General features: G+C 58.9%; 13 protein-coding genes and 1 CRISPR repeat array. Of the genes, 11 read left to right on the plus strand and 2 right to left on the minus strand.

Annotated elements, in window-relative coordinates; all coding sequences use genetic code 11:
* Positions 1–13: 13 nt before the first annotated feature.
* The 9 genes from casA (at position 14) to CS919_RS03855 (ending at position 14,385) form a co-directional block, all read left to right on the plus strand.
* Complete coding sequence (casA, locus tag CS919_RS03810) at positions 14–1,705, plus strand: type I-E CRISPR-associated protein Cse1/CasA (protein WP_099298167.1); 1,692 nt, start codon at positions 14–16, stop codon at positions 1,703–1,705.
* Positions 1,698–2,333 (plus strand): type I-E CRISPR-associated protein Cse2/CasB, encoded by a 636-nt coding sequence (casB, locus tag CS919_RS03815; RefSeq protein ID WP_099298168.1) that lies wholly within the window; start codon positions 1,698–1,700, stop codon positions 2,331–2,333. Before casA ends, casB begins: the two co-directional genes overlap by 8 nt.
* 76 nt (positions 2,334–2,409) lie before the next feature.
* Positions 2,410–3,549 carry a type I-E CRISPR-associated protein Cas7/Cse4/CasC gene (cas7e, locus tag CS919_RS03820; RefSeq protein WP_099298169.1) on the plus strand — a complete coding sequence of 380 codons (1,140 nt, stop codon included), beginning with the start codon at positions 2,410–2,412 and terminating at the stop codon, positions 3,547–3,549.
* Positions 3,546–4,244 carry a type I-E CRISPR-associated protein Cas5/CasD gene (cas5e, locus tag CS919_RS03825; RefSeq protein WP_099298170.1) on the plus strand — a complete coding sequence of 233 codons (699 nt, stop codon included), beginning with the start codon at positions 3,546–3,548 and terminating at the stop codon, positions 4,242–4,244. Before cas7e ends, cas5e begins: the two co-directional genes overlap by 4 nt.
* Positions 4,244–4,900 carry a type I-E CRISPR-associated protein Cas6/Cse3/CasE gene (gene cas6e, locus CS919_RS03830; protein WP_099298171.1) on the plus strand — a complete coding sequence of 219 codons (657 nt, stop codon included), beginning with the start codon at positions 4,244–4,246 and terminating at the stop codon, positions 4,898–4,900. Before cas5e ends, cas6e begins: the two co-directional genes overlap by 1 nt.
* Positions 4,897–5,856 carry a type I-E CRISPR-associated endonuclease Cas1e gene (gene cas1e, locus CS919_RS03835; protein ID WP_099298172.1) on the plus strand — a complete coding sequence of 320 codons (960 nt, stop codon included), beginning with the start codon at positions 4,897–4,899 and terminating at the stop codon, positions 5,854–5,856. Before cas6e ends, cas1e begins: the two co-directional genes overlap by 4 nt.
* Complete coding sequence (gene cas2e, locus CS919_RS03840) at positions 5,853–6,206, plus strand: type I-E CRISPR-associated endoribonuclease Cas2e (RefSeq protein ID WP_099298173.1); 354 nt, start codon at positions 5,853–5,855, stop codon at positions 6,204–6,206. The genes cas1e and cas2e overlap by 4 nt, the downstream gene beginning before the upstream one ends.
* 44 nt (positions 6,207–6,250) lie before the next feature.
* Positions 6,251–12,382: direct repeats of the CRISPR family, unit length 29 nt; unit sequence GTGCTCCCCGCTCACGCGGGGATGATCCC.
* A gap of 1,367 nt (positions 12,383–13,749) precedes the next feature.
* On the plus strand, positions 13,750–13,980 hold the full coding sequence (locus CS919_RS03850) for a hypothetical protein (RefSeq protein WP_099298175.1): 231 nt from the start codon (positions 13,750–13,752) through the stop codon (positions 13,978–13,980).
* Positions 13,981–14,205: 225 nt separating this feature from the next.
* Positions 14,206–14,385: a hypothetical protein gene (locus CS919_RS03855; RefSeq protein WP_099298176.1), complete on the plus strand. Its 180-nt coding sequence runs from the start codon at positions 14,206–14,208 to the stop codon at positions 14,383–14,385.
* On the opposite strand, the gene CS919_RS03860 is transcribed toward CS919_RS03855, so the two are convergent.
* A complete protein-coding gene (locus tag CS919_RS03860) occupies positions 14,382–15,671 on the minus strand; it encodes an adenylosuccinate synthase (RefSeq protein ID WP_099298291.1) in 1,290 nt (429 codons plus the stop codon). The genes CS919_RS03855 and CS919_RS03860 overlap by 4 nt on opposite strands.
* A gap of 172 nt (positions 15,672–15,843) precedes the next feature.
* Here CS919_RS03860 and CS919_RS03865 point away from each other — a divergent pair, with 172 nt between their 5' ends.
* Positions 15,844–16,713 carry a hypothetical protein gene (locus tag CS919_RS03865; protein WP_200818335.1) on the plus strand — a complete coding sequence of 290 codons (870 nt, stop codon included), beginning with the start codon at positions 15,844–15,846 and terminating at the stop codon, positions 16,711–16,713.
* On the opposite strand, the gene CS919_RS03870 is transcribed toward CS919_RS03865, so the two are convergent.
* The gene (locus tag CS919_RS03870) at positions 16,710–17,951 is read right to left on the minus strand and encodes an FUSC family protein (RefSeq protein WP_099298177.1); all 1,242 of its coding nucleotides are present in this window, start codon (positions 17,949–17,951) and stop codon (positions 16,710–16,712) included. The two genes, CS919_RS03865 and CS919_RS03870, sit on opposite strands and share 4 nt — an antisense overlap.
* A 333-nt stretch (positions 17,952–18,284) precedes the next feature.
* Between CS919_RS03870 and CS919_RS03880 the strand changes: the two genes are divergently transcribed.
* Positions 18,285–19,316 (plus strand): putative endonuclease domain-containing protein, encoded by a 1,032-nt coding sequence (locus tag CS919_RS03880; protein ID WP_099298178.1) that lies wholly within the window; start codon positions 18,285–18,287, stop codon positions 19,314–19,316.
* Positions 19,317–19,331: the final 15 nt, after the last annotated feature.

The following is a 19,331-nucleotide window of genomic DNA, read 5'->3' on the forward strand; positions in this document are numbered from 1 at the left end:
CGAAAGTAGGGTCATGCATTCCTTCAACTTGATGGATCAACCTTGGATCTCCGTCCGTAAAGTAGACGGAGAAATTGATACGGTCAGCATCCTCAAACTATTTGAAAATTCAAAGAGCTATTCATCTCTGGCCACTGAGCTTCCCTTAACGGATTTTGCTCTGCTCAGAATTCTGCTCGCGATCCTTCATCGAAGTTGGGTGGAGTCGAAGGCGGAAAATCTGAACGATGCACTCAATCATTGGGAAGAAAAATGGAAAGCTTCAAGTCTCCTCGATACCGAAGTTGTCGCCTATTCCAACAAGGTTCACGACCGATTCGACATCATGGACTCTGTCACCCCATTTTTCCAGGTCGCGAATCTTCACACTTCCAACAATGAATGGAAGCCTATTAGTCTCTTGTTTCCAGATGTCGCCGAGCCTGGGTCTCTCTTCACAATGGCGACTGACCTGCGAGCAGCCACCCCCGCGCTAGCAGCACGCATGCTTATCACGACCATGGCTTGGGACTTTTCGGGCATCAAATCAGGTGCAGTCGGCGATCCTCGAGTGAAAGGCGGGCGTGGATACCCTATCGGGACCGGCTGGGCAGGCTGGATAGGCGCGACAATCGTGGAGGGAAGGAACCTTCACGAGACCATTCTTTTGAACTACATCGCGATGGAGAACTTTGACGGCCAATCAACTCATGAAACTGACGAAGACCTTCCGCCTTGGGAAAAAACTCCTCTGGATGAGAAACCCGTCAAATCCTCTCACTACTCTGGTGGCCTAGACGCAGAGAATTTTGCAAACGGCCCCATCGAACTGTTCACGTGGCAGCAGCGACGAATCCGCATCAAGTGGAACAATGGACAAGCAGTTGGTTGCCTTGTGGCAAATGGCGATCCAGTCGGACATGTCGTTCAACACGGAGTAGAACAGATGACGCCATGGCGTTTCAGCGAGCCTCAGTCAAAAAAGTACAAAACCCCGCGTTATATGCCTTTTCAGCTGCAGCAGGGTAGAGCACTGTGGCGTTCGCTCAACGGAATCTTGCCGAACAATGATCCCCCAAAGGTCCAAAAGGGCATCGGCCAGGGAAGCGATTTACAAAGGCCGGCCAGCACCGTGTCCTGGATTTCTGTTCTATTGCGAGAAGAAATTCTGGCGGAGACTTACCCGATCCACATTCGCATGATGTCTATGGAGTACGGAGCTAATTCATCTTCGTACGCCAACATCATCGCAGATCACATTTCTGTCCCGTCGGCTCTCCTGAACGATGAACAGGTAGAGCTACAGAAAAGCGCCCAATTGGCCGTATCGATGACAGATCGAGTCGCTTACGCCCTGATTCGGTATTACAAAAACCTCCGTGCTGCAGTCGGGCAACGAGAACTTAGCGACGCTGAAGTCGAAGATGTGCGGTCACGCTTCTATTCAGAAGTCGACCCGGAATTCAGAAAGTGGCTACTCCAGCTAGAGCCTGGAGTAGCACTCGATGAGCAAATGTCACTTTGGCAACAGTTTCTAAAGAGACTGGCCCGCGAAGTAGCAAGCAATCTCCTCTCCCAGCAAAGTCTCCAAGTGTGGCACGGAAGATTGGTGGATGACAAACGTATAAATGCCGCAACCGCCGAGAAATTCTTGGGTTACGCACTTAGCGAAGCCATAGGAAAAGAATTATCTAAACAAGATCTATCAGGAGAAAGCAATGAATAATTCAAGACCGTCGCAAGAATTGAGAGCGCATGTCACTCAACAAGTGACCCGCCTTCAAGAAAGGCTCCAAAGTGGTGCCCCTTCCGCGCTCAGAGATACTGCCAATCTCCGACGCGCGGTAGGAAAGCCAGCCGGTTCGGTGCCTGATGTCTACGCCATCACTCTTGCAGGGCTCCCCGAAAGACTCGAAGGCGCTGGAAACAACCCTAGTCGTGGCGAAAACATCGCTCACCTTACGGTTTCTCTTTTCGCATTACACGCTCAATCCGCGACCCGTCCCGTGCATCAAAATGGGATTGGTTTTGGATCTGCACTCCAAAAATTCGTGATGACCACTGGTGTGGAGACAGTAGACGACAGTCCCCTGATGAGGCGAATCAAAGCTCTGTTGACTGCGGATACTCTCGACGAAATTTCCGTTCACCTTCGTGGCTTAATTCAGCAGCTCCGTACTGAATCTATCCCGTTTGATTACGGGCAACTTTCGGAGGACCTCTGGTGGCTCTCCCAAGAGGGGCATCGTAATGGAGTCCGCTTGAAGTGGAGCCGCCAGCTATACACTCGTCCGATCCACAATACGGACGATGACGAAACATCCAATGTCACTCCAGAGGGTTCACCCCTTTAACGACCTCACTGGATTCTCAATCAGAGTCTTCAACCTATCGGTTTTCTAAACTACAACCCCAGAAAGGGACCTAATCATGACCACTTTCATCCAGATCCACGCTCTCCAATCTGTTCCCCCATCCTGCATCAACCGCGACGACACGGGATCACCCAAGTCCGCAATGTTTGGCGGAGTCAAGCGTCACCGCGTATCAAGTCAGGCCTGGAAGCGCGCAATGCGCAATGAATTTTCTGATCACTTGGATCGTTCTGAACTCGGTGTCCGCACCCTAGAGGTAGTTGGCGAAATTGCCAAAGCTGTTCAGTCCAAACGCGAGATTGAAGACGAACTTGCGGTGAAGTATGCGCAAGATATTTTCACTCAGGCTGGCTTCAAGATCAACGAAAAGAAACTCAAGAAGGCAAAGGATGCCAAGGACGCTGATATTGATGCCGCCGAACCACTCCCTAAGTCGGAATATTTGATCTTCTTGTCCCGCTCTGAGATCAATGCGCTGGCGGACCTCGCAATTCTTCTGGCTGACGGAGAAAAGCCGACCAAGAAGGCGATTCGCGAGGCATTTCAAGAAGAGCAGGCATTTGATGTCTCCCTCTTTGGTCGCATGCTGGCTAATGCACCTGAGCTCAATACCGATGCTGCATGTCAGGTAATGCACGCAATTTCTACTCATGGTGCCAATGCGGAATTTGATTACTTCACAGCTGTAGACGACCTTGCCCCCGAGGACAATGCGGGTGCTGGCATGATCGGCACTGTGGAATTCGTCTCTTCGACTTTGTACCGCTATGCATGTATCAACTTTGATCAGTTGGTTTCTAACATCGGCGACAAGGATGCAGCGGTTCGATGTGTTGACGCATTCATCAAAGCTTTCACCTTGAGCATGCCCACCGGCAAGGTCAATACTTTTGCCAATCGCACCCGCCCGGACCTCGTCTTGGCCGAAGTTGGGGAACAACAGCCATATTCCCTAGTCAACGCATTCGAAGCTGCAGTCGAGACCGGAGATTCGGCAATCAAGAACTCCATCGATGCCCTAGCAAAGTACCGCGAAGCTGTGTCAGATGAATACGGGCAACGTGCTGATAACAGCCTGCATATGTCCACCAAAACGGTGACCTCTGATGAGGCACGCGAACTACTCACCTCAAATTCCTCCCCAGTGAATTTCGATCACCTAGTCGCTGGAGTCGCTGAGGTGCTCAAGAAATGACCACCCTGACACTTCAACTCGAGGGTCCCCTACAATCTTGGGGAAGTTCCTCAAGATTCACTGTCCGCGAGACAGAATCCCGTCCAACAAAGTCGGGAGTAATTGGGTTACTGGCTGCTGCACAAGGCCGATCGCGCGAAACTGACATCACCGACCTTGCCGGCCTCAGGTTTGGAGTTCGAGTCGATTCACCTGGCACTGTACTCCGTGATTTCCAGACCGAGACTGATTGGCAAACATCAAAAAGTAAGCCGTTGACAAATCGCTATTACCTGCAGGATGCAAAGTTCACTGCGATATTTGAAGGTCAACGGTTGCTTCTCGAGGACTTAGCTCACGCACTTGCATCGCCTGCGTTCCCCCTGTTCCTTGGACGGCGCTCTTGCCCCACTTCGCGTCCTATCAAGGGAATCATTTCCGAGGGCACCTTGGAAAAAGGACTGCAAAATGCAGAATGGCTGGTTTCCAAGAATGATCCTCGTATCACTCAAGGTGCACTTTTGCCTTTTACTAGGGATATTTTGCCAGGTGAATCTGCCGAAAATCTGTTGAGAGACACCCCTCTTAGTTTTTCGACGTCACAGCGCGCGTACAACCTCCGCCCTGTGGTGCATGGCTTCGTGCGTATAGAAGGCAAAGCTTCTGCAAACGAAAGCCGAAGTCACAATCCGATGCAGTTACTAGGAGGCATCTGATGTACCTATCGCGTATGTACCTAAATCCGCATCGAAGAAAGACCCGTGCTTTTCTCGCTAACCCTGAAATGCTGCATGCCGCCGTTGAATGCACGTATCACTCTGATCCTTTGGCTGAACGGCGCTCTTTGTGGCGAATTGAAAAGGAAGCTGACCAAGTAACGCTTTACACAGTTACTCCGCAAGTCCCATCCTTTGAAGTTCTTCAGGAGCAAGCGGGTTGGTCACAGCAGCAAACTTGGGATTCACGTGACTACTCGGCACTACTCGACCGGCTGATGGCCGGACAGCAGTACCACTTCAAGCTCACGGCAAACCCCACCCGAACTGTCACCGACACCAACGGAAAAAAACGGCGAAAGGCAGAAATCGGTCCACGCAATCAACTCCAGTGGTTACTTTCCCGCGCAGAGGAAATGGGTGCAGATTTTGGGAAATCTGTCGATGAGCCCACCGCAATAGTGACAAAAAGTCAGAAATTGGAATTCCCAAACAAAGGAAACCGAATCACAGTTATTTCTTGCACTTTTGAGGGAACACTCACGGTGACGGACCCACAGAAACTACAACGAGTACTCGTTGAGGGAGTTGGGAAAGCAAAAGCCTACGGTTGCGGCCTGCTCACATTGGCGCCGATACAAAGAGTGACACCGTGATTGGCCTACCACCGCCCCAGCCCAAAGACCTCAATAGGGCTGAAGACCGAATATCATTTTTGTATCTCGAGCACTGCACACTCGGCCGAGATGGAGGCGCTCTAACTGCAACTGACGAGCGCGGAGTAGTCCATGTTCCAGTTTCTGCCCTTGCAGTTTTACTCCTCGGTCCAGGAACGCGAGTAACCCATCAATCCATCGTCGTTGCAGCTGAATCCGGCTGCTCGATGGTGTGGGTAGGCGAAGAAGGCGTCCGATACTACGCCCATGGACGGCCACTTGCGCGTACCCATCGGCTATTGGAAGCGCAGGCCCACAAAGTATCTAACCGACGCGAAAGACTCGATGTTGCACGCGCAATGTACGACATGCGCTTTCCCGGTGAAGACACGTCTGGTCTGACTATGCAGCAACTACGCGGAAAAGAAGGTGCGCGAGTTCGCAAGATCTACGCGGAGTCAGCACGCGAGTTTGGCGTCGAATGGAAGAAAAGAGATTACGATCCAAATGATTTCGGAAATTCAGACCCAATAAATCAAGCGCTCACAGCAGCAAATACCTGTGTTTACGGCGTTTCACATTCGGTGATTGTGGCGCTTGGATGCTCGCCCGGGCTGGGCTTTGTTCACAACGGTCATGATCGTGGATTTGTCTTCGACATTGCCGACTTATACAAAACTGAACTTGCAACCTCCGTGGCTTTTGAACTAATCGCTCAATACGACCAGGGAGAAGAAACAAACCTCGATCTATCTGCAGTTGTGCGCCGACGCATGAGGGATAAATTCAAGCAAGAAAAGATTGTTGCGAGAATTACTCAAGATATTAAGTACTTATTACTGGAACCCGATGAGCAAGAAATCGAATTCCTTGCTGACGTCGTTTCGCTTTGGGATGAAAAAGGCGAAGATGCTGTCAGTGGCCACAACTACGCAGAGGGCGCTGGTGAAATGTGATCACGCTAGTTGTTTCGGTAGTCCCGCAAAAGTTGAGAGGCCACCTCACCCGATGGCTGTTCGAGGTACACCCCAATGTATTCGTAGGGAAGGTGAATGCGAGAGTTCGAGACAATCTATGGAACTTAGTTCGGGAGAATGTCTCGACTGGTAAAGCAGTCATGACCTACCCAGACTCAACACAGGAACAAGGTTTTGCGATTCGCACTCACCATTCTCAATGGGAGATGAGGGACTTCGATGGTCTGATTTTGCCACTTCGACCCGCTGCCTCAGCACCTAGCAAAACCAAGGCAGGTTGGTCACATGTTTCACGCAGAAGGGCGAACGCCAGACGAAAGCGAAAGTGAAGTAAAATCAGCATTTGGGATCGAATACACGCTGGTCATTTAGTGTGCTCCCCGCTCACGCGGGGATGATCCCATCGACGTGATGCAGCGCCACAGCCCTGGTCTGTGCTCCCCGCTCACGCGGGGATGATCCCCAGGCAGGTATGGGTGCCTACTACTGGGCAGAGTGCTCCCCGCTCACGCGGGGATGATCCTTGCTCGATGAAAGTACTTTTGCGCTCGACCACGTGCTCCCCGCTCACGCGGGGATGATCCCAATCTTCGAAGCGATCTTCATGCAGCGAGCATGTGCTCCCCGCTCACGCGGGGATGATCCCTGGCTGATCATTTCTGGGACGCCATCCTCGAAGTGCTCCCCGCTCACGCGGGGATGATCCCCCACGATCTAGAAGTATCGCCAGTCATCGTGCCGTGCTCCCCGCTCACGCGGGGATGATCCTAGCGCTGATTGATAGGCATTTAACAACCTTCGGTGCTCCCCGCTCACGCGGGGATGATCCCGCCTGACGCTATCTCCACTGAGGATTTGATGGGTGCTCCCCGCTCACGCGGGGATGATCCCCAGCCAACGCCTGAGCCTTCTCCTCATCGGTCGTGCTCCCCGCTCACGCGGGGATGATCCCACGCCCGCTTCGTCGCCGTGCCCGGACTCCGAGTGCTCCCCGCTCACGCGGGGATGATCCCCCTCCTGATCAAACACAATCCCTGCATCATCCGTGCTCCCCGCTCACGCGGGGATGATCCCTATCCCAGTGGGAAACGGCGTTTCGGGCGGCGGTGCTCCCCGCTCACGCGGGGATGATCCCGACCTGGTGCGCATGTCCGATGTGCTTAAGGGGTGCTCCCCGCTCACGCGGGGATGATCCCGCATACGCGCCTGAACCGGAGTACGCCGCCCCGTGCTCCCCGCTCACGCGGGGATGATCCCGTTCGCAGAAGCGGGAGGAAGAATCCCGCAAGGTGCTCCCCGCTCACGCGGGGATGATCCCCGATCCCGTCGAATGCTTGCGGTCGATCAGGCGTGCTCCCCGCTCACGCGGGGATGATCCCACCCCTGTGTTGGCCATTATCTCCAGGCCTCAGTGCTCCCCGCTCACGCGGGGATGATCCCAACACTCACCATGTGGCGGAGGGGCTAGGCTGGTGCTCCCCGCTCACGCGGGGATGATCCCTATCCCGCACCGGCGTCGCCACCATGTGCGGAGTGCTCCCCGCTCACGCGGGGATGATCCCCCAACCCATAAGGAAGTAACCCCCATGTCCCTGTGCTCCCCGCTCACGCGGGGATGATCCCGTGGTGATCTCTTGCAGCGTGGAACCGCCCGAGTGCTCCCCGCTCACGCGGGGATGATCCCACACCCCGACCCCCGGAGGGCACACCCCAATGGTGCTCCCCGCTCACGCGGGGATGATCCCGAGACGCGAAACATGATGCCAGTGCGAGCAGAGTGCTCCCCGCTCACGCGGGGATGATCCCACCCAACTGGCGCGGCGACCCTGTGTGGCTGGGTGCTCCCCGCTCACGCGGGGATGATCCCCCCCGTGATCCCCTGCCCATATGGCAGCTACAGTGCTCCCCGCTCACGCGGGGATGATCCCCCGTCAGTGGTGGTGATCTCCATCCGCTCCAAGTGCTCCCCGCTCACGCGGGGATGATCCCAATGGTAAAAAACTACAGGTATTCAGGTACCAGTGCTCCCCGCTCACGCGGGGATGATCCCCTCAGGGGCGAGCGCCATCGTGAACGGAATATGTGCTCCCCGCTCACGCGGGGATGATCCCGCTTCGTCTGCGGAGATCACGGGTATTGCCCAGTGCTCCCCGCTCACGCGGGGATGATCCCTCGTTGAGGTCATCGTAGGAACCGGCCTTCTCGTGCTCCCCGCTCACGCGGGGATGATCCCCAACGAGCAGCGTTCTGCATCTCCGGGGTTGTGTGCTCCCCGCTCACGCGGGGATGATCCCGAGTAGAGATTCTTTTTCTGTTTGCCCTCCTTGTGCTCCCCGCTCACGCGGGGATGATCCCCGGGCGCGCATTTTTTGGGTGTGCGGTTTCCTGTGCTCCCCGCTCACGCGGGGATGATCCCCTGCGCAGTAGCGCCCGCCATATTGCCTATGCGTGCTCCCCGCTCACGCGGGGATGATCCCAGTGGATTTCAGAGGGGCTAGTCATCGCTAGTGTGCTCCCCGCTCACGCGGGGATGATCCCGGCGTTCCATGCCCTCTTAATGCCCTTGTTGTGTGCTCCCCGCTCACGCGGGGATGATCCCCAGCCCTTCAGCGTGTCCAAACCACGACCGAGGTGCTCCCCGCTCACGCGGGGATGATCCCGTCAGGAGCGGAAGTGTCAGACTCGAAGCGAAGTGCTCCCCGCTCACGCGGGGATGATCCGTCGATCGCGTGGCGAATCGACGCGGTAGAAGTGTGCTCCCCGCTCACGCGGGGATGATCCCCCTTTGTGTATGGCGTTGTGGATGGGTGGTGGGTGCTCCCCGCTCACGCGGGGATGATCCTTTCGCTGACGGTGGCGACAAGGCTTACACTTTGTGCTCCCCGCTCACGCGGGGATGATCCGTCGCCGTTGCCCCACTGCTTCCAGCCGGGCAGGTGCTCCCCGCTCACGCGGGGATGATCCCACCCCAGCCTTGGTTACTTTTTCAAACCTCTGGTGCTCCCCGCTCACGCGGGGATGATCCACAGTGGGATAAGAACCAAACCCAACCTGCGGTGTGCTCCCCGCTCACGCGGGGATGATCCCCAGCCGAACACGGCAGTGAGCAGCACACCTATGTGCTCCCCGCTCACGCGGGGATGATCCCAGGGCGCGTAGTTGGTCTTTGGTTCCCTTGAAGTGCTCCCCGCTCACGCGGGGATGATCCCCGACCTGCTGCTGCAGCTTCTCAATCTCATGCGTGCTCCCCGCTCACGCGGGGATGATCCCTCAACTGGTCAATATTCATACCCGCAGCAGGCGTGCTCCCCGCTCACGCGGGGATGATCCCAGATCTTCTCGATCTTCGGCATTGTCAGGCATGTGCTCCCCGCTCACGCGGGGATGATCCCGCGGACATACCACCTGCTGCAGCGCCACGGGCGTGCTCCCCGCTCACGCGGGGATGATCCCGCTGGCAATGGCGTGGTGGCAAACATCGTCGCGTGCTCCCCGCTCACGCGGGGATGATCCCGATTAGAGTCTGTGGTGCGATTGCTGTTCTTCGTGCTCCCCGCTCACGCGGGGATGATCCCAGTCACAGGCAAAAACGGAACACCCCGAAAAGGTGCTCCCCGCTCACGCGGGGATGATCCCACAATCCACGGCCCGTGATCAGGGAATACTCCGTGCTCCCCGCTCACGCGGGGATGATCCCCTGCTCAGCAGACCCCAACACCGCCTCGATCCGTGCTCCCCGCTCACGCGGGGATGATCCCATTGCTTTGGTGATGTACCCGTCTCCATAGTCGTGCTCCCCGCTCACGCGGGGATGATCCCCGTCCGCGTCTTTGTCGCATCATATTGGTCTGGTGCTCCCCGCTCACGCGGGGATGATCCCGGGTGATTTGTCTCTGACTGACGATTATTTGGGTGCTCCCCGCTCACGCGGGGATGATCCCTGTGGGTGGTTAGCGCCAGCAGCAGGGCCGCCGTGCTCCCCGCTCACGCGGGGATGATCCCGTAGATTTACACCGCGTGTGGCTGTGCGGCTTGTGCTCCCCGCTCACGCGGGGATGATCCCTCGTCTCAGAGTCCTTAGCCTTACCCTCCGCGGTGCTCCCCGCTCACGCGGGGATGATCCCGCATGGTCTTTCTTTCCTGTGTGGATGTAGTGGTGCTCCCCGCTCACGCGGGGATGATCCGTGGTATCCCACAAATAGGGACGCATAAAGAAGGTGCTCCCCGCTCACGCGGGGATGATCCCGTAGATTTACACCGCGTGTGGCTGTGCGGCTTGTGCTCCCCGCTCACGCGGGGATGATCCCTCGTCTCAGAGTCCTTAGCCTTACCCTCCGCGGTGCTCCCCGCTCACGCGGGGATGATCCCGCATGGTCTTTCTTTCCTGTGTGGATGTAGTGGTGCTCCCCGCTCACGCGGGGATGATCCTGATCCAGTCGATGCTGACTGGGCAATGAGGTTGTGCTCCCCGCTCACGCGGGGATGATCCGTGGTATCCCACAAATAGGGACGCATAAAGAAGGTGCTCCCCGCTCACGCGGGGATGATCCCTACGGCATCGCACAGTTGATGCAGCGCGATAAGTGCTCCCCGCTCACGCGGGGATGATCCTCCGATGTAGTCCGTGCCGTTCACGCTTGTGCGGTGCTCCCCGCTCACGCGGGGATGATCCCAAATTCACCACACCAGCCAACGCGGTACGCATGTGCTCCCCGCTCACGCGGGGATGATCCCGACTCGCAGTTCAACCGCCGGTTCAGCATGATGTGCTCCCCGCTCACGCGGGGATGATCCCTTGAACGGGATGGGTTCATTGTTCTCGCTCCTGTGCTCCCCGCTCACGCGGGGATGATCCCGCACTGGCAGACCGTGGTGACCTTGAAGGCGTGTGCTCCCCGCTCACGCGGGGATGATCCCCGTCTACCATCGCCCGGCTGTGTGTTGCCTAGGTGCTCCCCGCTCACGCGGGGATGATCCCGGGCTCGTGTCTGTTGTGGAGTCCTATGAGGTGTGCTCCCCGCTCACGCGGGGATGATCCCCAGTACGATTCAACGCCATACGCACAGTAGAAGTGCTCCCCGCTCACGCGGGGATGATCCCCCCATCCCACCTGCTAAAAGGCTATAAATTGGGTGCTCCCCGCTCACGCGGGGATGATCCCTGGCACGGGCCGCCTAAGCCTCCTACCGGGGCGTGCTCCCCGCTCACGCGGGGATGATCCGACCGATGACTGGGAGACATGGAGCGCAGGGGCGTGCTCCCCGCTCACGCGGGGATGATCCCGCGATACGTCCGCCAGTTGGCGAGAAGAACTCAGTGCTCCCCGCTCACGCGGGGATGATCCCGCTAGTAGGCACAACCTCATACACAGCAGACTGTGCTCCCCGCTCACGCGGGGATGATCCCTGGGATTCCAATGCTGCGGCGGGCACTCCATCGTGCTCCCCGCTCACGCGGGGATGATCCCGGCCCCACATTCTGACCGTTCTTAAGGTTGTTGTGCTCCCCGCTCACGCGGGGATGATCCCAGCGCCCACAGGCGCGAGTGCTCCTGCTTCAGGTGCTCCCCGCTCACGCGGGGATGATCCCAGACGATGCCCCTGCAAATATGGGGGATCATGGTGCTCCCCGCTCACGCGGGGATGATCCCGGCCAAGAATGAATGGCAGGCTTCGTATTCTAGTGCTCCCCGCTCACGCGGGGATGATCCTTCGACGCATAAAAATGCCGCAAAGCATGGAACGTGCTCCCCGCTCACGCGGGGATGATCCCAGCGGTACTCCGTCTACCTCCACCGTGTGCGCGTGCTCCCCGCTCACGCGGGGATGATCCCAGCGGTACTCCGTCTACCTCCACCGTGTGCGCGTGCTCCCCGCTCACGCGGGGATGATCCCTTACCCGCATCGATTCGGAGCTAGATCGGCGCGTGCTCCCCGCTCACGCGGGGATGATCCCCCGGAAGAGCATCGGAATGATCCTGACTCCTGGTGCTCCCCGCTCACGCGGGGATGATCCCGGCGCGTGGGGCACGACCGCTGACCGTATGGAGTGCTCCCCGCTCACGCGGGGATGATCCCACCGCTACTGGTCGCCCCACTGAACGACTTGGGTGCTCCCCGCTCACGCGGGGATGATCCCAGTGCCGAATGACGAGTTAGCTTCACTAAGATGTGCTCCCCGCTCACGCGGGGATGATCCCAGATCGTCCACGGTCCAGGACATGCGGAACGTGTGCTCCCCGCTCACGCGGGGATGATCCCGGAGCTAGCGGGAGCGCTGCGCACAAGTACGAGTGCTCCCCGCTCACGCGGGGATGATCCCCGGGGAGAACACCACCAGTCGCATACTTCCCAGTGCTCCCCGCTCACGCGGGGATGATCCCCGTCCGCGATTTCCTCCATGTAGCGCAGGCCAGGTGCTCCCCGCTCACGCGGGGATGATCCCCAGTCGCTGAGATCACTCCAGCCCCTGTTGCTGTGCTCCCCGCTCACGCGAGGATGATCCCAGGTCAAGTGCCAGTTCCCGTGCATTGGCAGGGATAATCCCGAGCGCACGGTCGCGAAGGATCCGCAGTCTCCTTCCGAATCATTTAAACGGAGACTCGCCGCATCGTGAGAAACGCACATCCGGCCCAATTGGGCACCGCACCGGAGAAACGGGAACTGCTCCGCCCTACCTGTCATGCCGGGAGTGATTGTTGTCGCTATTGCGGCACCCCATCGCGCCCCTATGGGTTGCGGGCTTTCGGCTGGATGTTGCCGCCCAGCGCCCAGTGAGAAGCGCTGGTGATCTTAGAGCAGGAGTCTAAGCCTCGGCGGTGGCGGTCGGGTTCGTCCCGTCCTTAATGTCTTTTCGGAGGAGTTCAATAACCCACGCCCCGGGGTACTCCTTCTCGATACGCTCCACCGCAGCAAGAGGCAGTAGCCTTCATAAGACGCTTGCAGCGCGAGCTCGAACACACCATCCTCGACTTCACCTGCACCCCGGGAAAGTTCGGAGTAATCGCGGTCTACGGAAGCAGGGACGAGCGCGTCAAGCCACTCGTACGCTTCCTCATCGGTCTTGAAAATCCTTCACCTTCTTCCTCGGGGGCTTAACAACGGGATAGGCAACCAAGATCGCAGGAATACACCTTACCCTCATTTAAGGAATAGGAAACCTTAACTCATTCGCCCCTGACCTGCTTGAAGTGGATACATTTCGACTCCCGTGGGCCATCAACTCGGTCCGGGTTCTCCACCGTCACTACCAACGCGTCCGCAATATCCTGCTCCGTCCAATCCGTCGGGAACCTCGACGCTCCCTCACGCCCCGTATCCCACGTGTGGCCCATCCGCACCGACTCCGTATGAGGCACACGGCCAAAGCCTTTCAGGTCACGATCACGCCACCCATACACAGTGTGCGCAACCAGCCGGTTCGTCACCTCCGGCCCGAACACCACCTTCGGATCCGCGCCGCTAGTCATCGTCTCCGGAACTTTCATCCGCTACACCTTCGGCCACACGGGCCGCTGATCCCCGAGACGGCTATCCACCGCCTGCAGCTTCCGCAGGTTAGCCATAGACCGCTCACGCGCGTTCGCCTTCACCGCCGGGCCGCTGAGGTTCACACCTTCGCGGTCATAAGGACGGGCAAGGTGTGCGTACCCGGTTCGCGCAAGGATGCAACTCACAGCAAAGCTACCGACCAAAAAGGGTCACGGAAGCGAAATTTTAAATAGGAACAAAGACACCGAAAAAGCAGCGTAATTCCTATATACCGCTACTCAAATCAAAAATCTCATAATGTTGATGCAGGAAAGCTTGACTCCCCCTGGACTCTCTGCACTGCATACTCGGCGAACCGCCACGATTAGGAAGAAAGCAACAGATGATTAGTACTGAGTCAGCGAGGGCCACAGTGAAGAAGCGCTTCGGCTGGGATACTCGCCCCAATGTCTACCGCGCCCCTTCCGGAGTGATCTACGTTTTCCCCGATTCGGAAATGACAGGCACCTGCCCCGCAGGTGTGCACCCGGATGGCACGGTGGAGATATGGGGCTCCGCAATCGAGGCGCGGCCCAGAGAACTCCAAGATTACGTCGATTCGCTCGCAGACTGACCGCTCTCTTCCGTCTTTAGACTTCCGCTCAAAGATCACCAGCGCTATTCATTAGGTGTTGGGCGGTGGCACCCTGACGACAGGACTCTTGGACACCGAAATAACGGTCGAGACCACAGCCAAGGACGATTTGGAGGGGCGAGCACACTCCACTCCTTCAGTGCGGAGAGCGCCTTCTCAGGCTGAGACACCCCACACCATGCTCTTTGAAAACGAATACTCCTAATGTCAAACCTCATCCACATACTCAGCGGAATATTGCTCGTCATCGCTGCAATCATCTTCGTGATCGTCGCCCTCGTCGAACACTTCTCGGATCCCTACGGCAATTCCAAGATCAAGACCCTCACCGCCCTCGCGAGCCTGGCCTGCCTAGCCGGGCTCGCATACGGATTGACTAGCTAGCTCTCCAGCACGTCGTGGATCACGATGGTCTGATCACGGCCCGGCCCCACACCGATGTAGGAGATCCGGCAGCCGGACAGCTCCTCTAGGCGCTTGACGTAATCCTGCGCCTTTTCCGGCAGGTCAGCGAACGTGCGGCACTCTGTGATGTCCTCATCCCAGGCCGGCATGGTTTCGTAGATCGGGGTGGCGTGGTGGAACTCGGTCTGCGTCATCGGCATCTCCTCCTGACGCACGCCGTCCACCTCATAAGCCACGCAGATCGGAATTTCGCCAATGCCCGTCAGCACATCCAGCTTGGTCAGGAACAAGTCCGTGAAGCCGTTGACCCGGGAGGCGTAGCGAGCAATCACGGAATCGTACCAACCCGTGCGACGCTTGCGGCCCGTATTCACGCCCACCTCGCCGCCCGTGGTCTGCAGGAACTCGCCCCACTTATCAAACAGCTCCGTCGGGAACGGTCCCGCTCCCACACGCGTGGTGTAGGCCTTGATGATGCCCAGCGAAGCAGTGATGCGCGTCGGGCCAATACCCGAGCCCACGCAGGCACCACCGGTGGTCGGGTTAGACGACGTCACAAACGGGTACGTGCCATGATCCACGTCCAACATCGTCGCCTGGCCACCCTCCATGAGCACCTTCTTGCCCTGGTCAAGAGCAAGATTCAGCTCGGTGCTGGCGTCGATCAACATGGGCTTTAAACGCTCGGCGAAAGACAGGAAGTACTGCACCACTTCCTCCACGTCCACGGCCTTACGGTTGTAGATCTTGACCAGAATCTGGTTCTTCTGCTCCAGCGCGGACTCAATCTTCTGCCGCAAAATGGACTCATCCAACAAGTCCTGCGCACGAATGCCCACGCGAGAGACCTTGTCCGCATACGCAGGACCAATGCCACGACCCGTCGTGCCGATCGCGCGCTTACCCAAGAATCGCTCCGCCACGCGGTCAATCGCCACGTGATACGGCGCCACCAGCTGCGCATTCGCAGAAACCCGCAGCCGGGACGCGCTGCAGCCGCGAGCCTCCAGGCCCTCGATTTCTTCGAACAGCGCCTCCAGGTTCACCACGCAACCGTTGCCAATGATGGGGGTCGCGTTCTCCGAAAGCACGCCCGCGGGAAGCAACTTCAGCTCGTACTTCTCGCCGCCCACAACCACAGTGTGACCAGCGTTATTGCCACCGTTAGGCTTGACTACGTAATCGACACGCTCACCGAGAATATCGGTAGCCTTGCCTTTACCTTCATCGCCCCACTGGGCACCGACGACAATGATTGCTGCCATGAGCGCAGACACGTCCTTACAAGCTCGAGCATGGTGAAAGGGCAGCACAAAACGCGCGCCCTCCATAGACGTTTGTTCATTCTACGGCATCGGCACAACCCGCACGCCAGATCCTGCCAGCCCGCCGCGCACCCCCTACCGAGTTGTCTCGCCCCGCCCTAGTATCAGAAGCATGCTCCTCTACGTGTTCTGTGGCGATTCCCCGGTCCGGCCCCTCGCCGCCCCGTCAGGCCTGGGGCACGAGGACGTCCGCACCTTCGACCTCCCCGGCCTCCCCGGCCGCCGCGATCTGAAATTCCTCGACGAACTGCCCACCCGCTTCGTCCGCGGCAGCACGCCCAGCCTGGAGGACATCGCCACGCAGCCGGACGTCGCACACCTCGGCTCGCCGCAGCCAGACCCGCACGAAGTCACCGAGCGCGTCCGCCTCATCGTCCACGGCTCCGACGCCGCCCTGGCCACCATCGTCGCCAAACTCATGCGCATCGATGCCCTCTGGGTCCAGGTCGCGTTCATCCCCTTGTTCCCAGACACCTCCCCGGTCGCCCGGAATTGGGGTCTTCTTCCCGACGCCAACCCCGAGCAACACCTACAATTCGCCCTCGAATCCGCGGTTCGCCCCACCACTTTGATTCGCGACGATCACGGCCAGGTAGTCCTCGGAGCTGCAGAGATCACCGGCCCGAATGGCGCGAGCGGGGAGATGATCGGCGAGGCGATCGTGGATTCCAGTGTGCTGTACAACTACGACCCGCAGCGCGCGCAGATGTCCGCCTTCACCCACGGCCTGCGCATGATGCCCACGATGGGCGCCCCAGGGCTCGTCGCGGTTCCGCTGCCCGCTCCAGAGAACAAGAAGGGTGGATGGTGGACGCGCTGGCGTCGGAAAGAAAACATCCAACCGCCGGTGCTGGAAGGACGGGCGCTGCAAACAGGAGGGGTTGACCTGCAGGTCACGCGCGACGGCCTGGCGCACCCCCGCGCGCTGAAATCCGTGACGTTCTACCGGCACTTGCGCGACGGGCAGTTCGTGCGGAACTAGCTCTCCCAGCCGCGCACTTCGGGCGGTTGCCGAGGCGTTTCCACCGTCGGGACGAGTGCGGCCATCGCGGACTCGTGAGAAAACCCGCAGACCTCGAGGGCGTCCACGATGATGCTCCGGCACTGCGCCAGCACCACAGTGCCGGACAGGCCCGCGCCCTCCGCCAACGCCGGGCTGGCCTGCGCGGCGAGCCACTGCAGATTGTGCACGATCTCCGGGATCTCCTGCATCTCCTCGCGAGTACCGCGCGTGCCTCCGCGCTCATACAGAGCGCCGAGGTGGCCCAGCTCGTTGGAAATGCCGCGGATCAGCGCGATCAGCTCCTCCTTCGGGCGGACGTTATCGCCCACCATGATCCCCGCGCGGCGAGTGAGCACGCGGGTGTTGCGCATGATGTTATCCACGGGCGTTAGAATGCGCGTCATGGAGCGCGAATGGCGCTTGGCGGTCCAATAAATCGGGGAGAGCGCGACCACTTCCGAGCCGCCGCCGGCCTCTGAAAGCATGACATTCACGCTGGTCTGGGTGCCGCGGGCAGTCTCTAAAGCCTCGGAGATGACTTCCACGTCCATCACCTCGATGCCCGCGGCAACGTCATCCAAGACCAGCGTGGCCTTGGAAATCAGCGTGGCCATCTCCCGGCGCGCGGGGCGCAGTGGGGAATTCGGAATCGTGGCCAGCACAAACAAGCCCAACAAACCGCCGACGAGGGCGTCGAGCATTCGGTCGAAAGCCCCCGACGTGCCCGGCGGAATGATCGTGGCGATCAACACCGCAGTGGAGGCGGACTGGATGGCGACCATACCCGCGCGATCCACAAACGTGCCCGCGATGATGGCCATGAACACCACCACGGATACCTGCCAATAGCCAGAGCCGATGAAGTGGATCACCACGTCGCCCACGCCCACACCTACGGTGGCGCCGAGCACCAGCTCGAAGGAGCGGCGCGTGCGGCGACCGCCGGAGACACCCAAGCTGATGACGGCGGCGATCGGCGCGAAGAAAGCATTGTGGTGGTCGAAGATATTTTCTGCAGTCCAGAACGCCAGACCAGCGGCGATGGCGCACTGAATGGCAAAGATCAAAGTCTCGCGGACGCGGATGATGGACTGGCGCGGGGCCATGCGACTGAGGTTATTGGCGGCAGCGCGCACGCCAGGACTGCGGCGCACGAGGTGACGCAGGCGCGCGCGGGCGGTTCCGGTGAAATCCTCACCATCAGCTTTCTCAACCATGGTGCTTCTCACCATACTCGGTGGGCTCGGTGGGCTCGGTGGGCTCGGTGGGCTCGGTGGGCTCGGTGGGCTCGGTGGGCTCGGTGGCAGTTTTGCTCATTGCAGAATGTGGGGGGCATGGGGGTTGGGTGTTCTGGGCTGGTTCTGGCGAGCGTGCGCTGCTGGCCGTGCTGGGCGCGACTTTCACAATTTTTCCCCAACTGCTCCCGCCAAATCCCACCAGCAACACCGACCTAGGCAAACGCTAGTGCTGCAAACTTGTTGGGGAAGAATTGTGAATCTGGGCGAGCCCTCACCCAGCAAACCCCCAAGACGTGTGCCAATTTAAGGAGAATGAAGGTACTCGGGGGCGTACTGATCATCACTCGCCATCTCAATGCTGCAGAACGCAAGCAGATCGCCACGCTGCGCAGGCAGTTTCGCATTTCCAGAATCCGGCCCGGTGCATATGTCATCCGCGAGCGATGGAACACGCTCACCCCACAGCAGCAGCTCCACACACGAATCGCAGCAGAAGCACTATGCCAGCCCGAGCTGACTGTCATCGGCCGCTCGGCTGCCGCCCTGCTCGGGCTAGCCACGCCCACTCACCACCCCACAACTCTGCCCATCGAACTCGGCTCAGAATCAAGCACCTGCCGTCTACGCCCTCCCCCGCGCCCACTCAAGGACCAGCTCAGAGCTGAGACTCCCCTCCCCGTCCGCACACGAAAACTCCCCGCCAGCCACCGCACGCGCAGCTTGCTGATGCGCACCGAATTTGGCGACCTGAGGGTGAGCTCCCCGGCAGATATGTGTGCAGAACTGGCGCTGTGGTGCCCACTGAATGAGGCTGTCGTAGGCATTGAATCCGCATTGAGACACCAGGACATCAGCATGCGGGAAGTTGCCGAACTGCTGCGAGAGCGGCACGGCAAGCCGGCGGCAGAGGTAGCATTATCACTGGTCACGCGCTTTTCTGAGAGCCCGCGGGAATCCGAACTCAAGATCCGCATGTGGGAAGCCGGCCTCCCCGCGCCTTATCAACAAGTCGAGATCATCAACGACCTAGGGATGGTTCTGGGGCGCGTGGATTTCATGTTCGCCTGCGGCCTCATCGTGGAATACGACGGCGCGGAGAAGTATCACCTCAACGGCAACTCGCGGCAGTCGATGACCACCGAGCAGGTACTTTATGCCGAAAGAGTGCGGGAAAAGCTGCTGCAGAACGAGGGCTTTGTGGTTTTTCGCGTGGACGCCAGCTCCTTCCGCTCGGACCTATTCCTCCTGCAGATCCAGGAAATACTGGAAAGGCTGCGCGCCTCCCCGCTGGGGATTAGTCCAAGCCGGTGGAGGGCGGGCGGCCTGGCGTGGAGCAATGACTAGGTTTCACAATTCTTC

This window comes from Corynebacterium dentalis, assembly GCF_900232865.1.
GTDB lineage: Bacteria > Actinomycetota > Actinomycetes > Mycobacteriales > Mycobacteriaceae > Corynebacterium > Corynebacterium dentalis.

Coding starts and splice junctions, on each gene's coding strand:
- casA (WP_099298167.1), top strand. CDS start 14: ATGCATTCCTTCAACTTGATGGATCAACCTTGGATCTCCGTCCGTAAA.
- casB (WP_099298168.1), top strand. CDS start 1,698: ATGAATAATTCAAGACCGTCGCAAGAATTGAGAGCGCATGTCACTCAA.
- cas7e (WP_099298169.1), top strand. CDS start 2,410: ATGACCACTTTCATCCAGATCCACGCTCTCCAATCTGTTCCCCCATCC.
- cas5e (WP_099298170.1), top strand. CDS start 3,546: ATGACCACCCTGACACTTCAACTCGAGGGTCCCCTACAATCTTGGGGA.
- cas6e (WP_099298171.1), top strand. CDS start 4,244: ATGTACCTATCGCGTATGTACCTAAATCCGCATCGAAGAAAGACCCGT.
- CS919_RS03850 (WP_099298175.1), top strand. CDS start 13,750: ATGATTAGTACTGAGTCAGCGAGGGCCACAGTGAAGAAGCGCTTCGGC.
- CS919_RS03855 (WP_099298176.1), top strand. CDS start 14,206: ATGTCAAACCTCATCCACATACTCAGCGGAATATTGCTCGTCATCGCT.
- CS919_RS03860 (WP_099298291.1), bottom strand. CDS start 15,671: ATGGCAGCAATCATTGTCGTCGGTGCCCAGTGGGGCGATGAAGGTAAA.
- CS919_RS03865 (WP_200818335.1), top strand. CDS start 15,844: ATGCTCCTCTACGTGTTCTGTGGCGATTCCCCGGTCCGGCCCCTCGCC.
- CS919_RS03870 (WP_099298177.1), bottom strand. CDS start 17,951: ATGGTTGAGAAAGCTGATGGTGAGGATTTCACCGGAACCGCCCGCGCG.
- CS919_RS03880 (WP_099298178.1), top strand. CDS start 18,285: ATGAAGGTACTCGGGGGCGTACTGATCATCACTCGCCATCTCAATGCT.